Below are 14,278 nucleotides of genomic sequence, written 5' to 3' on the forward strand. Positions count from 1 at the left end.
CCGCCGGGCCAGAGGGGGTTGGTGGCTGCCGACGTCGCGCGCATCTGTTCCCTGCTCGCCCTTCGCTCACTCCATCTCGGCGTCGTCCGCCTTGGCCGCGTGGTCGCGGTTGCCATGGATGATCTCGCGCTTGCCGACATGATTGGCCGGGCCGACGAGGCCTTCCTTCTCCATTCGTTCGACGAGGGAAGCAGCGCGGTTGTAGCCGATGCCGAGCCGGCGCTGGATATAGGAGGTCGAGCATTTCTTGTCGCGCAGCACCACTTTCACCGCCTGCTCGTAGAGCTCGTTGCCGTCTTCCGCAGCAATCGCGCTCTTGTCGAAAACGGCGCCCTGATCTTCTTCCGGCTCCTCTTCCTCCTCGTCCGCCGTCACGGTCTCCAGATATTCCGGGCGCCCCTGCGTTTTCAGATGCGCCACCACATGCTCGACCTCGAGGTCGGAGACGAAGGGGCCATGAACGCGGGCGATGCGGCCGCCGCCGGCCATGTGCAGCATGTCGCCCTGGCCCAGCAGCTGCTCGGCACCCTGCTCGCCGAGGATGGTGCGGCTGTCGATCTTCGAGGTCACCTGGAAGGAGATGCGGGTCGGGAAGTTCGCCTTGATCGTGCCGGTGATGACGTCGACCGACGGGCGCTGCGTCGCCATGATCAGGTGGATGCCGGCGGCGCGCGCCATCTGGGCGAGGCGCTGGATCGCCCCTTCGATCTCCTTGCCGGCGACCATCATCAGGTCGGCCATCTCGTCGACGATGACGACGATATAGGGCATCGGCGCCAGATCCATCTCCTGCTGCTCGAAGAGCGGCTCGCCGGTGCCCTTCTCGAAGCCGGTCTGCACGGTTGCCAGGATCGGCTCGCCCTTCTCTCGGGCGGCGGCGGCGCGCTGGTTGTAGCCGTCGATGTTGCGGACGCCGAGCCGCGACATCTTGCGATAGCGGTCTTCCATCTCGCGCACCGCCCATTTGAGCGCCATCACCGCCTTCTTCGGATCGGTGACGACCGGCGTGAGAAGGTGCGGGATGCCGTCATAGACGGAGAGTTCGAGCATCTTCGGGTCGACCATGATCAGCCGGCATTCCTCCGGCTTCAGCCGGTAGAGCAGCGACAGGATCATCGTGTTGATCGCCACCGATTTGCCCGAGCCGGTGGTGCCGGCGACGAGCAGATGCGGCATCTTCGCGAGTTCGGCGATCACCGGCTCGCCGCCGATCGTCTTGCCGAGGCAGAGCGCCAGCTTGCAGCCGGTCCTTTGGAAATCATTGGATTCGATCAGCTCGCGGAAATAAACCGTCTCGCGCGTCGCGTTCGGCAGTTCGATGCCGATGACGTTGCGGCCGGGCACCACTGCGACGCGGGCCGAAAGCGCCGACATCGACCGAGCGATATCGTCGGCAAGGCCGATGACGCGCGAGGACTTGACGCCGGGCGCCGGCTCGAATTCGTAAAGCGTGACGACCGGCCCGGGCCGGACATGGATGATCTCGCCCTTGACGCCGAAATCTTCAAGCACGCTTTCGAGAAGCCCGGCATTCTGCTCGAGTTGCTCCTGGGTCATGAAGAAGCCCTGGCCCTGCGGCGGCTCCTGCAGCAGCTCCTTGGCCGGAAACTCGTAGGCGGCGTCAGCCTGCTGGCGCTCGCTGCCGCCGATCGGCGGAAAGGGTGAAGCGGAACGCTGCACCACGGCCGGCATGGTGATCGCCGCCTTGGTGACCGGAACGTTGGAAACCGGCGTCTTTTCCTCGGCTTTGACGACAGGCTCGACCAGCGCCGGCGCGGCCGCCACGGCCACGGCTTCAGGCTTATCGGGGGCGCTTGGGGGCGGTACGGGAACCGGCGCGGCGATAACTGTCGTCGCCGGGCGGCATTCGACCACCCGGAACATCGAGGTGATCGCCGTTGGCGGCTGCGGCTGGATTTCCACCGGCGCGGCGACAGGCGTCGGTGCCGCCGCAATCTGCTGCGGCGCTTTTGCCGGTTCCTTCACCGGATCGGCGGCAACATGCGAGGCAGCCGCCATTTGGAACGGCATGAATTCGAAGAATGCGTGATCGGAGAGGTAGGAGAGACGGGCTTCTCTTTCACCGGTCACAACCCTGGCGGCCGAATCTGATGCGGGTTCGCGGCCGGCCGGGATCATCTCGGCGACGTCCGCTGCATGGACCGCCGGCGCCAGTGTTCCGCCCGCTTCTTCCACCTCCGGCACCTCCCCTTCCACGATCGGTGCCGCATTGAGCGCCGGTTCTGCGGTGGCAGCATCGCGCGACTGTGCGGGACGCCAGGAGGGAAGCTGCTGCATCAGCACCCGCAGGAGTTCGGAGGGGCTATGGGCCGGCGTTTGGGGTTCGACAGCAGCGGGGACTGCGTCGACGGGCCCCGTTTCGGCGACGATCTCTGCTTCGACCACCTCGGCGGCAATCGCCTCGACCTCTACCTCGCCCTCATCGGCTGCGGGCGCGCGGCGCTTCATGAATTCGCGTTCCGGCGTGCGGGTGAAGCGGACATTGGGCGACAGGAAGAAATGGCTCTCCCAGCTCGGTCCGTCCGACTGGCCGGTGATCTCGGCAAGGGTCGGCAGCGGATCGCGCGTCCAGGCGGTGACCTGGGCCGGCGCATAGGGCGAGCCGTGGCCGTAGAGGCGCGCGGCGCGCCCGGCATAGCCCATATCGTCGCCCGGATGACCCGTACCCCGGCGGGGCGCTTCCGGCGCCTCGAACAGATGATCCTGCGGCGAGGCGAGGGTTGTCTGGGCATGCGAAACGTCCGGTGCTCCCGGATGCGGATGCTCGAAACCATCCGCCTCATGTGCATCATGCAAAGCTGCCGTCGAGAAATTTGTCCGGGGAATACGCATGGCCTGAAACTCGAAATTTCATCATCGAAAGGGCTGTCCCTAGCGAATAGGAAATGAAGGTTAACAACTCCCTTCCAACGGCGCCGCCGGATGGTATCTCGCTGCCCACACGAGCGCACTTTCGACGCGTCTTTCCGGCCGCTCTTTCGAGGATTTCCAGGCCTTCGACACGGACACCGCACTGCAGGGTAACGCCGTTCAATTTCTGTTTCAGACGGGGAGAATTGCTGCCGTGTGTGGCAAAGCCGGCGAGGCCGGACCAGGCGGGAAAAACGAAGCCGCGCCGTGCCGGCCCTGGCAATCCGTTCAGGTGCTGGTGATCGTTCCATTCATGCCGTTCGGGTAAAAGCCACCTTTGGTGGCGCCCTCCTGATCGGTAAGATAGACGATGCGCAGGACTTCCTGCGGCGCTCGGGTAAAAGCAATTGCATCCGGCGTCGAGGGAACGATGTTCGCCTTGCCGTCCATCTGGAGCGGCTGGTCCTTGTCGTCCGATCCATCGATCTTGTCGCGGGCATCGGAAACCGCGGCGGCGGCCTTCCAGGCCTCCTCGCCCATCCGATAGAGCGTCGAGCGGGCCATGCCCATGTGATAGGCCTCGACGGCGAGGATCCCGGCGGCGGCGGCGAGAAACTCCTCGTTCTTCAGGACCGTCGCGGCGCCGGCATACGCGGTCACGCCGACATCCTCGAACAGCATACCGCCGAGCACAAAGTTCATCTCGTTGCCGAAGGGATCGAAATTCTCCCCGAGGCCCGCGGCCTTCGCGACGGCGGCGAAGCCAGCATCGAAATCGATGGCCGGCCGCGACACGGCATCGGCGCCAAGGGTCTTGCGATAGAACCGGACGTGAGCAAGTTCGTTTTCCGCCACCTCGCTCATGAACTCGCTGATCGCGGGCGTCTCGAACGAAACCTGCTTGCCGCCGGTCACCGGCCCAGCGTCGGCACCCGCGTCGGCATCGTCGATCCCTTTGCCGGTCGTGCCGCGCAGGTAATACTCGGCCTCCATATATTCGAGGTTCAGCGCGAACTGGAAGACATCCTCGTCCATCGGTTCAGCTGGTTCATCCGCGCGCGAAACGCGGGCGAAGCCAGCGGTCGAGGCGAGCGTTGCTCCAAGTCCCAATTGCAACAGGCGGCGGCGCGGCAGATAAAGTGGGGGTAATGCGCGGATCATGGCTTCCTCCGAAGCCCGCCCGGCGTCAGTTTTTGGCACCCTGGATCAGGCGGGCCAATCAGGGTCCAACAGCATCAAGCGCGAAAAGTTCCGGGCCCGAACTCCTCATCCGTGTAATATGGCGGCCGCCATTGCTGGGAAAGGAACTGACATGAGCAACAATGCCGCACTTCAGAGTTCGCTTGCCTTTGTTGGCCGCCTGTTCCTCGCCGTCATTTTCGTCGTTTCCGGCATAGAGAAACTGGCCGATCCCTCCGGCACCATCGCCTATATATCGGCGGCCAACCTGCCGCTTCCAGCCGTCGCCTATGCCGGCGCGCTCGTCGTCGAACTCGGCGGCGGCATCCTGCTCGTCCTGGGTTATCAGACGAGGCTGGCAGCATTGGTCCTGGCCGTCTTCACGCTCGCCTCTGCGCTCGGTTTTCATATGGAATTCGACGATCAGAACCAGCTGATCCACTTCATGAAGAATATCGCGATTGTCGGCGGTTTTCTGCAGGTCGCCGCATTCGGCGCGGGCGGGTTCAGCCTTGACGCAAGGGCCGGCCGCACCTGATCGGAAGGATCCGACCCGCTTCTCGTCGTCGCCCCGGCGACGGGGCGGCCTCAATCTTTACTTAGTATCGCCTTAGTCCGCCTCTAGGCATGCCCTTGTGCGTCGCAACATAGCGCGCTGCAGTAACCTTTGGTTGCAAACAAGGACGAAGTGTACTGATGGCCGGCTATACCCTCCGCGAGACCCGTATCGATTGCCTGGACGGACTGCGAGGCTTGGCATCCCTCTGGGTGATGGTCGGCCATACGCTGTTGCTCACGGGCTGGCGCCTGCCTGTTCTGTCGGAGCCCGATCTCGGCGTCGATCTCTTCATCATGCTTTCCGGCTTCCTGATGGTATTTCACTATCAGCTGCGGGCCGCAAAAGAGCCGTGGGAACTGACCTCGACCTGGGCGAGCTTCTGGATCCGCCGCTTCCTGAGAATTGCGCCGCTTTACTATCTTCTTCTGGCCGTGGCTTTTGCGCTCGGTCCCTGGCTGTTCGAATCGAGGATGATCATCGACGGCTTCCTAGACAAGGCGCCGCAGTCGCCGGCGCGCTACCTCGACAACGGTCTGACGAACGGGCTGATGCATTTGAGCTTTCTGTTCGGCCTCTCCCCAGATTATGCCTACAGGACGCCGCTGCCCGACTGGAGCATCGGCCTTGAAATGCAGTTCTACGCCGCCTTTCCCTTCGTCATGCTTCTGCTGAAGAGATGCGGCTGGCTGAGGGGCGCGCTCGTCACCGCCGCTATCGCCGTCGCGATCGTCTCGACGGCCGGTCTGTTGGGGGTGCATTTCCCGATGCCCGCCTTCCTGCCGTTGAAGATGCATGTCTTCCTTTGCGGAATGCTCTTGGCGCTCGGCCTTGACTCGGAGAGGTCCAAGGCTTTCCTCTACGGCGCCGTCGCCCTGGCACTCGTGCTGCTGCCGATCGGCGGCGACATGACGGCGACGAAAATGCTGATGCGGGTCGCGCTTGTCGGGGTGTTTTTCGGCCTGCTCCATCACCGCCTGGCCGGCGAGGCGTTGGGCAAAAGGCTTCGCGCCGTGTCGTCGTCCCTCGGAAACAGGTTCTTCCACTGGCTGGGAGAGCTGTCGTTCGGGGCCTATCTCTGGCACCTCATTTTTCTGCAGCCGATCGCCGCCTATTTCATTGGCACTTTCGGCGAAATGATCTCGCCGGCCGCGCGCTTTGCGGCCGTCACCCTGATCCTTGTGCCTTTGGTCTATGCGGCTGCCTGCGCGACATTCCTTGCCATTGAACGACCGGGGCAAAAACTCGCCAAGCGCCTGATCAATCGGAGAAGACCGCAGCCGGTTCGGGCGTGAGAGAGATTGGCGGAATCCACTGCTGGCACCCCACTTGGCTCGCCCGCAATCCGTCAGACGTTCTCCGGCGTGATCGTCAGAAACCGCACCGGCTCGGGGCTCACCTCGACGTCGATCAGTCCAAGCGACCGCAATGTCAGGTCGATTGCGCGGCGCGCCTGGATCTCCGGAGCCTGGTCGAGGACGATCGACATGACGCCGTCGCGGAGAGCGCCGCGCGACTGGTCGGAGAGCTCGTGACCGACCCAGAAAACGCGGCGCGACTCATGCTCCTTCAGCACCGCGGCGACGGAGCGGTTGTCGCCGCCGGCGGTGTAGAGGCCGATGATCCCCGAATCGTCGCACAGTGCCCCGCGCAGCAGCTCCATCGAGTTGAGGTCGTCGTCGCAATCGAACATCACCTGCCGGAAGAGGTGGTCGCCAGGATGGTTGGTGAGATAGGCGGAGAAGCCGCGGATGCGTTCCTTGTGGTTCTCGTATGCGCCGCTGTGGCAGAGCGCCACGAAGGACCCTGACCGTCCGGCAAGCATCCTCGACATGTAATAGGCGGCCGTCCGCCCCGCCGCATAATTGTCGATGCCGACATAGGGGAGTTCCGGGGCCGGTCGTGTCATGATCTGCACCACCGGCGTTGCCATGGCGCGCCGCCGTCCTCAGGCTTTTCACCACGCTCGGATGGTCCGGCGCCACGACGATGAGCGCCGAGCGGCGGACCCCCGGATTGGCGATGTGGTGGGCGAATTCGACCGGATCATTCTCGCGCGCGAAGGTGCGGTGAACGGTGACGCTCTTGTCGAGCAGGGCGGCGATCCGCTCAAAGGCCTGATTCATGCGCGAGTAGAAGTTCGTCTCGGGCCGGACCAGAATGACTTCGATCCGGATCAGCCCCCGATGCGGCTCCGGCAGCCTATGCCGGTAGTCGAGCTTTCGGACCGCGAGGAACACCCGCTCGATCGTTTCAGGCCTGACGCCGCCGCGGCCGTTGACGACACGCTCGACGGTCGCGGTGCCGACGCCCGCCTCCTGCGCCACATCCTTCAAGGTCACTTTCGTCAATGCGCTTTCTCCCGGGAAATTCCCTCCCGTTCAGCATCCAGGATTGATCAAATTTGATCAAGGAAGATTTAGCGGGCAGCGGTGGTGCTCGGTATCCTTCGCGCATCAGGAGGAGCACCCATGAAGATCGCACTCGACCCCTACATGCATCGCCATCTTGGCCTCAATGATCTGTGCCGCAAGGCGGCGGAGCTTGGCTACGACCATATCGAGCTGTCGCCGCGCGAGGATTTCCTCCCCTGGTGGGTGCGGCCGCGCGCCCACAAGGAACGGATCGCCGAGTTCAAGGCAGCGCTGAAGGATCACGGCGTCAAGCTCGCCTCGATCCTGCCGATGTATCGCTGGGCGAGCCCGCATGAGGACGAGCGCCAGGCGGCGGTGCGCTATTGGAAGCAAGCGATCGAGGTCGCCGTCGAGATGGGCTGCGACACGATGAATTCCGAGTTCGGCCGTGGCCCGTCGCCCGACCGTAGCCATCGCTCCAACTGCTGCGGCGGAATACACACGCACGAGCACAGCGAAGCCGCCTGGTGGCGTTCGATGGAGGAGCTGGTGCCGGTCTTCGAGAAGGAAGGCGTGACGCTCAACATGGAGCCGCACCCGGAAGACTGGTGCGAGACCTTGCATCCGGCGATCGACATGCTGAAGGCGATCGGCTCGAAGAACGTCAAGTTCCTCTACTGCGCCCCGCACACCTTCTACTTCGGCGATGACATGGCGAAGATGATCCGCGATGCCGGGCCTCTGATCGCCCATGTCCATGTCGCCGACACCTATAACCACAAGGCGTCCTCGGGGCTTCGCTACATCATCAACCCGCCGGGCGCCCCGGTGACGATCCACCAGCACATGGACATGTATCAGGGCGAGATCAACTGGGACGTCTTCTTCTCTTCGCTCGCCTCGGTCGGCTTCGACGGCATCGTCACCGCCTGCGTTTTCGGCTGGGAAGACCGCGCTGACGAGTCGGGTCGCTTCATGCGTGCGGAGATCCAGAAATACGTCGACAAATACTGGCCGGGCAAGGATGCGTAAGTGCCAGCTTATGCAACGAGGACAACATTCGTGACCATCACCATCGCGACCGCCCCCTGCTGCTGGGGCGTAGACGACGTCAAGAACCCGAACCTGCCCGCCTGGGAACGCGTCTTCGACGAGGCGGCCGCCGCCGGCTATGGCGGTCTCGAACTCGGCCCCTATGGCTATGTGCCCCTCGACTCCGAACGAGTCGCCAAGGCGCTCGTCGACCGCAACCTCTTCATCGTCGCCGGGACGATCTTCGACGATCTTGTCTCGGCCGAAAACCGCGAGAATCTGTTGCGTCAGACCGACGAGATCTGCGCCGTCATCACCCGGCTGCCGCAGCCCGAACAGCTCCTCGGCCAACGTTTCAGGACGCCATACCTGACGGTGATGGACTGGGGCCACGACGAACGCGATTTTGCCGCCGGCCATGCCGACCGGGCGCCTCGGCTCTCCGACGGGGCGTGGCGCGGCATGGTCGCCAACATCAAGACGATCGCCGAGCTTGCGAGGAGCAAATACGGCGTGCGCGCCGTCATCCATCCGCATGCCGGCGGCTATATCGAATTCGCCGACGAGATCGAGCGGATCGCTCGCGACGTGCCGGCGGAGCTTGCCGGCTTCTGCGTCGACACCGGCCACAGCTATTACGCCGGCATGGATCCGGTCGAGACACTGAAGCGCTACGCCGACCGGCTCGACTACGTCCACTTCAAGGACATCGACGAGACGGTCTTCCGCCGCGTGCTTGGGCAGGAAATCAGGTTCTTCGAGGCCTGCGCCCAAGGGGTGATGTGCCCGATCGGCCGCGGCGTCATCGACTATCGGCCGGTCAAGCAGGCTCTCGAGGAGATCGGCTATCACGGCTTTATCACCGTCGAGCAGGAGCGCGACCCTTTAAGCGTCGCCGGCAGCCTCGCGGATGTGCGGGAAAGCCGCGACTATCTGCGCTCGGTCGGATTTTAGAGGTGATTGAGGTCTGGTACGTGTCGCAGCCCCCACTGCCCTGCCGGGCATCTCCCCCGCAAGGGTGGAGATCGGCCAGTGTTGATGCCTTCGCCGGTGGCCGCCATTGCAGATTGGGCGCCGTATTTTTGCGGTGCCGGCTGCCTCCCGCACCGAGATGAACGCTGTCGAAAAGACGATTGGGGAGCCCGCGTCTTGCCGATCTCCACCCTTGCGGGGGGAGATGCCCGGCAGGGCAGAGGGGGTGAAACGGACACCAGCGGAAAGCGACACCAAACACTTGAGGGACAGAATAATGCCAGAGACGAAGAAAAACCCGATCCGCTGGGGCATGGTCGGCGGCGGACGCGGCAGCCAGATCGGCTACATCCATCGCTCGGCCGCACTCCGCGACGACACGTTCGAACTGGTGGCCGGCGCCTTCGACATTGACCCGGAACGCGGCCGCGCCTTCGGGGTGGATCTCGGGCTCGACGAGGCCCGTAGCTATCCGGACTACGAGACGATGTTCGCCGAGGAGGCGAGGCGCGCCGACGGGATCGAAGCGGTCTCGATCGCCACGCCGAACAACACCCATTTCTCGACCTGTAGGGCGGCGCTCGAACACGGCCTCAACGTCATCTGCGAAAAGCCGCTCTGCTTCACGGTCGTGGAAGCGAAGGAGCTCAAGTCGCTCGCCGAAGCGGGCGGGCTGACCGTCGGCGTCACCTATGGCTATGCCGGTCACCAGATGATCGAGCAGGCCCGCGCCATGGTGAGGAACGGCGACCTCGGCGAGATCCGGATCGTCAACCTGCAATTTGCCCATGGCTTCCACAGCGCCGCCGTCGAGGAGCAGAACCCGTCGACACGCTGGCGGGTCGATCCGAAGTTCGCCGGCCCCAGCTATGTGCTCGGCGACGTCGGCACCCACCCGCTCCATATTTCGGAGGTAATCCTGCCGCACCTGAAGATCAGGCGGCTGATGTGCGTGCGCCAGAGCTTCGTCAAGAGCCGCGCGCCGCTCGAGGATAATGCCATAACCCTGATGGAATACGACAACGGCGCCGTCGCCAATGTCTGGTCGAGCGCCGTCAATGCCGGCTCGATGCACGGCCAGAAGGTCCGGATCGTCGGCTCGAAGGCGAGCATCGAATGGTGGGACGAGCGGCCGAACCAGCTTTCCTACGAGATCCAGGGCGAGCCGGTCCGCATCCTGGAACGCGGCATGGACTATCTCTACCCGCAAGCCCGGCTCGACGACCGCATCGGCGGCGGCCATCCAGAGGGGCTGTTCGAGGCCTGGGCCAATCTCTACCGCCGCTTCGCTCTCGCCATTACTGGCAATCGTGGCCTTGCGCCCGAGGGTATCGAAGACCTGGCCTTCCCGGGTATCGATGCCGGCTTGGAAGGCGTGCGGTGGGTCGAGAACTGCGTCCGTTCGGCCGATGCCGGCGGGGTTTGGTTGGAGTACGAGTAGAGAGTTACGGCTTTCCATCCCTCCGCTCGTCCTTTTCCACCGTTCGGTTTCAAGACACCGCCTCTAGACTTGCCCCGCCGAAGCCTGTGGCAACAACGCACCGAGCGGCAGGACGGTTTCTTCCTTGACGGTCTTGGTGACGATGTAGGTGAAATAGCGATCGATGCCGAGTTCGCGGCCGAGCAACTCGTCGACCAGCCGCTGATAGGCGTCGATGTCGGCCGTCACCACCTTGAGGATATAATCCACCCCGCCGCCGACCGACCAGCAGGCGACGATCTCGGGAATTACGGCGATGGCGCGCTCGAACCGGTCGAAATCCGCCTGCCGGTGATTGGCAAGGGTCACCTCCATCATCACACTTGCGACCGGAGCCACCCGTCGCAGCGCCACGCGCGCATGGTAGCCGGCGACGATGCCGGCCTTTTCCAGTTTTCTGAGCCGCATCCAGCACGGCGTCGGCGAAAGCCCCGCCTTTTCGGCCAGCGCCAGCTTGGTGATGCGCCCGTCGGCCTGGATCGCCTCGAGGATGCGCAGATCGATCGCGTCAAGTTTCATGCGGGGCGCCCCTCCTGAAGTCGAAATCCGGGAAAAGACATTGGGTTCTCACTTTTGCATTGTCAATTGAGCTGATTTTAATCACAGTTCAAATCATGACAAATTGGATGCCCGACACAACGCTTCTACGCCGCCCGGCCTATCTCTCGCTGGCCGATCAAATTGCCCGTGCGATCGAGGAGGGGCGGTTGCAGAACGGCACGCGGCTGCCGACGCATCGCAAGCTTGCCGACGATTTGAAGCTGTCGGTGCAGACGGTGAGCCGGGCCTATGACGAGCTCATCCGGCGCGGGCTGATTTCGGGCGAGGTCGGGCGCGGCAGCTTCGTTCAGACGCGGCCGCGCGAGCCGGATCCGCCCTATCTGCCGGAGCGGCTCGGCGAACTGATCGACCTTTCGATCCTGAAGCCGGTCTGCGAGCAGATACATCTCGAAAAGATGCGACAGGCCTTCGCGTGGCTTGCCGAGAACCTGCCGGCAAGCTCGGCGCTGTCCTTCCGGCCGAACATGGTGTTCCCGCGCCACCGCACAATTGCGGCGGAATGGCTTTCGCGCTGCGGGCTCGACGTCTCGCCGCTCAATATCAGCCTCACCAACGGCGCGACCTCCGCCATGACCGTCGCTTTGATGAGCGTCGCTCCGCCCGGTTCGACCATCGCGACGGAGGCGATCAGCCATCACACGCTGGTGCCGCTGTCGACCTATCTCGGCATTCATCTCCAGGGCATCGCGATCGATGACGACGGGATGGTGCCGGAAGCGCTCGACGAAGCCTGTCGCAAGGGGGTCATCCGCGCGATCTTCCTACAGCCCTCAGTGATCAATCCGACGGCGACCTTGATGAGCCGCGAGCGCCGAGCCGCGCTCGCGGAAGTGGCGCGCCGGCACGACATCGCCATCATCGAAAACGATATTCTTGGGCCACTGGTCGAGGAGCGTCTGCCGCCGGTGGCGGCGCTGGCGCCGGAACGCACCCTTTACGTGACGAGCTTCACCAAGATCACCGTGCCGGGCCTCAGGATCGGCTATCTGGTGGCGCCGGACCGCTACGTCGCGGCGGTCGCCAATCGGCATCTCGTCTCGAACTGGATGGCGACGCCGTCGATCGCCGAGATCGCCACCCGTTGGGTGAGCGACGGCACGGCGATCGACCTCGTCAATTGGCAGCGCCGGGCTCTCGCCGCCCGCCACGCCATCGCCACCGAGACGTTCGGCCGACTTCCCCACCGCAGCCATCCGCAGAGCCTGCATGTCTGGCTGCCGCTCCCCGAGGGCCACGCGGAGGAGGCCTTCGTCTCCCAGGCGCGCCTGCGCGGTGTGGCGATCGCGCCGGGCGCGTCCTTCCGCACCGCCGACAGCGGCTGGCGCCCGGCCGTGCGCATCTCGCTCGGCTCGACCAGCGAACAGGAGCTCAAAACCGGGCTAGGCATCGTCGCCTCGCTGGCGCTTGGCGACCCGGAGGCATTGCTGCTCGCGATCTGATGTGGATGCAAAACTTGCTCATCGTCGAATAATTGTCATGAGATTATTATTCACATTGACATGATTTCGGAACCGGATCATCGTTAGGACATTACCGCTCTCAAAGGGAGAGACGCGAATGCCCGAGCCGATCATCCGCATCGACAACATCGTCAAGAGATACGGTCCGCTGACCGTGCTCGATGGTCTGTCGATGGAGGTAATACCGGGCGAGAAGCTCGCCCTCATCGGCCCGTCCGGTTCGGGCAAGACGACGATCCTGCGCATCCTGATGACGCTGGAAACGATCAGCGACGGCTTTATTCAGGTTGACGGCGAGCAGCTCTATCACATGAAGAAGGCGGGCAGTCTCGTTCCGGCCGACGAGCGGCATCTCCATAAGATGCGCGAGAAGATCGGCATGGTCTTCCAGCACTTCAACCTGTTTCCCCATAAATGCGTGCTCGACAACGTCACATTGGCGCCGATGCTGACAAAGGGCGTTCCGCGTGCGGCGGCGGAAAAGCGGGCGATGGAGCTTCTTGACATGGTCGGGCTCGCCGACAAGGCGAAGAGCATGCCGGCCCAGCTCTCCGGCGGCCAGAAGCAGCGCGTCGCGATCGCCCGGGCGCTGGCGCTGTCGCCGAAGATCATGCTGTTCGACGAGGTGACCTCCGCGCTCGATCCCGAGCTCGTCGAGGAAGTCCTGAACGTCATGCGCAAGCTGGCGGCCGAAACGGACATGACGATGCTGCTCGTCACCCACGAAATGGGCTTTGCCCATGATTTCGCCGATCGGGTGCTCTTCTTCGACCGCGGCAAGATTGTCGAGGAGGGGAGGCCCGAAGACATCTTCCGGCACCCGAAACAGGAACGCACGCAGACCTTCCTGCGCAAGATCATAGCGGCAGGGCACCGCGTCTGAGCTCTCGGGCCGACATTGCCTCAAGCAACAACGTGAAGAGAACAACAGAGGAGTTGGGAACGATGACACTGAAAGCTTTGATGGCAATGGCGGCAGGTGCGACGGCGTTGATGGCAATTGCCGCAGCGACGCCCGTCGCGGCGGATGAGAACAAGCTCGAGGAACTGAAGGAACAGGGCTTCGCGCGTGTCGCCATCGCCAACGAGCCGCCCTTTACCGCCGTCGGCGCCGACGGCAAGGTCTCCGGTGCCGCGCCGGATGTGGCCCGCGAGATCTTCAAGCGGCTCGGCGTGCCGGAAATCGTGGCCTCGATCTCCGAATATGGCGCGATGATCCCCGGCCTGCAGGCGGGCCGTCACGACGCGATCACCGCCGGGCTTTTCATGAAGCCGGAGCGCTGCGCCGCGGTCGCCTATTCGCAGCCGATCCTCTGCGACGCCGAGGCCTTCGCGCTGAAGAAGGGCAATCCGCTCAAATTGAAGAGCTACAAGGACATCGCCGACAATCCGGATGCGAAGATCGGTGCGCCGGGCGGCGGCACGGAAGAGAAGCTGGCGCTCGAAGCCGGCGTGCCGCGTGACCGCGTTATCGTCGTGCCGGACGGCCAGAGCGGCATGAAGATGCTGCAGGACGGCCGCATCGACGTCTACTCGCTGCCGGTGCTTTCGATCAACGACCTCGTCTCGAAGGCCAACGACCCCAATATCGAAGTGGTCGCGCCGGTCGAAGGCGCCCCGGTCTATTGCGACGGCGCCGCCTTCAGGAAGGGCGACGAGGCGTTGCGCGATGCCTTCGATGTCGAACTCGCCAAGATGAAGGAATCCGGCGAGTTCGCCAAGATCATCGAGCCCTATGGCTTCTCGGCCAAGGCGGCGATGTCGACGACGCGCGAGAAACTCTGCGCCGCGCAATAAGCCTGGGCTGGGGCTT

At 63.8% G+C, this 14,278-nt stretch carries 11 protein-coding genes and 1 pseudogene; 8 read left to right on the forward strand and 4 right to left on the reverse strand.

The features are described from left to right. Positions 1-66: 66 nt before the first annotated feature. Positions 67-2,853 carry a DNA translocase FtsK gene (locus CO664_RS10010; protein WP_097538648.1) on the reverse strand — a complete coding sequence of 929 codons (2,787 nt, stop codon included), beginning with the start codon at positions 2,851-2,853 and terminating at the stop codon, positions 67-69. A 306-nt stretch (positions 2,854-3,159) separates the two neighbouring features. Next, a complete protein-coding gene (locus CO664_RS10015; RefSeq protein ID WP_097538649.1) occupies positions 3,160-4,032 on the reverse strand; it encodes a ferritin-like domain-containing protein in 873 nt (290 codons plus the stop codon). Between the two features lie 151 nt (positions 4,033-4,183). Between CO664_RS10015 and CO664_RS10020 the strand changes: the two genes are divergently transcribed. Together CO664_RS10020 and CO664_RS10025 are read left to right on the forward strand one after the other, a co-directional pair. Next, a complete protein-coding gene (locus tag CO664_RS10020; protein WP_095678091.1) occupies positions 4,184-4,588 on the forward strand; it encodes a DoxX family protein in 405 nt (134 codons plus the stop codon). A 158-nt stretch (positions 4,589-4,746) separates the two neighbouring features. Then, positions 4,747-5,901 carry an acyltransferase gene (locus tag CO664_RS10025; RefSeq protein ID WP_097538650.1) on the forward strand — a complete coding sequence of 385 codons (1,155 nt, stop codon included), beginning with the start codon at positions 4,747-4,749 and terminating at the stop codon, positions 5,899-5,901. A 53-nt stretch (positions 5,902-5,954) separates the two neighbouring features. On the opposite strand, the pseudogene CO664_RS10030 reads toward CO664_RS10025, so the two are convergent. Further along, positions 5,955-6,957, reverse strand: a pseudogene (locus CO664_RS10030) (LacI family DNA-binding transcriptional regulator). Between the two features lie 120 nt (positions 6,958-7,077). Between CO664_RS10030 and CO664_RS10035 the strand changes: the two are divergent. The 3 genes from CO664_RS10035 to CO664_RS10045 all read left to right on the forward strand — a co-directional run bounded on the left by CO664_RS10035 (position 7,078) and on the right by CO664_RS10045 (position 10,405). Then, entirely contained in the window at positions 7,078-7,992 is a 915-nt protein-coding gene (locus CO664_RS10035; RefSeq protein ID WP_097538651.1) for a sugar phosphate isomerase/epimerase, read from the forward strand. Between the two features lie 30 nt (positions 7,993-8,022). After that, a complete protein-coding gene (locus CO664_RS10040; RefSeq protein WP_097538652.1) occupies positions 8,023-8,946 on the forward strand; it encodes a TIM barrel protein in 924 nt (307 codons plus the stop codon). Positions 8,947-9,241: 295 nt separating this feature from the next. Beyond that, a complete protein-coding gene (locus CO664_RS10045) occupies positions 9,242-10,405 on the forward strand; it encodes a Gfo/Idh/MocA family oxidoreductase (protein WP_097538653.1) in 1,164 nt (387 codons plus the stop codon). A gap of 63 nt (positions 10,406-10,468) precedes the next feature. Here CO664_RS10045 and CO664_RS10050 read toward each other — a convergent pair whose 3' ends face one another. Continuing rightward, complete coding sequence (locus tag CO664_RS10050) at positions 10,469-10,963, reverse strand: Lrp/AsnC family transcriptional regulator (RefSeq protein ID WP_037416167.1); 495 nt, start codon at positions 10,961-10,963, stop codon at positions 10,469-10,471. Positions 10,964-11,022: 59 nt separating this feature from the next. Between CO664_RS10050 and CO664_RS10055 the strand changes: the two genes are divergently transcribed. The 3 genes from CO664_RS10055 (at position 11,023) to ehuB (ending at position 14,262) form a co-directional block, all read left to right on the forward strand. Next, complete coding sequence (locus tag CO664_RS10055; RefSeq protein ID WP_176536548.1) at positions 11,023-12,444, forward strand: PLP-dependent aminotransferase family protein; 1,422 nt, start codon at positions 11,023-11,025, stop codon at positions 12,442-12,444. A gap of 118 nt (positions 12,445-12,562) precedes the next feature. Next, entirely contained in the window at positions 12,563-13,348 is a 786-nt protein-coding gene (gene ehuA, locus CO664_RS10060; RefSeq protein ID WP_097538654.1) for an ectoine/hydroxyectoine ABC transporter ATP-binding protein EhuA, read from the forward strand. Between the two features lie 62 nt (positions 13,349-13,410). Then, the gene (gene ehuB / locus CO664_RS10065) at positions 13,411-14,262 is read left to right on the forward strand and encodes an ectoine/hydroxyectoine ABC transporter substrate-binding protein EhuB (RefSeq protein WP_037416176.1); all 852 of its coding nucleotides are present in this window, start codon (positions 13,411-13,413) and stop codon (positions 14,260-14,262) included. The last annotated feature ends 16 nt before the right edge of the window (positions 14,263-14,278 follow it).

The sequence above is a fragment of the Sinorhizobium sp. NG07B genome (genome assembly GCF_002532005.1).
In the GTDB taxonomy this organism is placed as follows: Bacteria; Pseudomonadota; Alphaproteobacteria; order Rhizobiales; family Rhizobiaceae; genus Sinorhizobium; species Sinorhizobium fredii_C.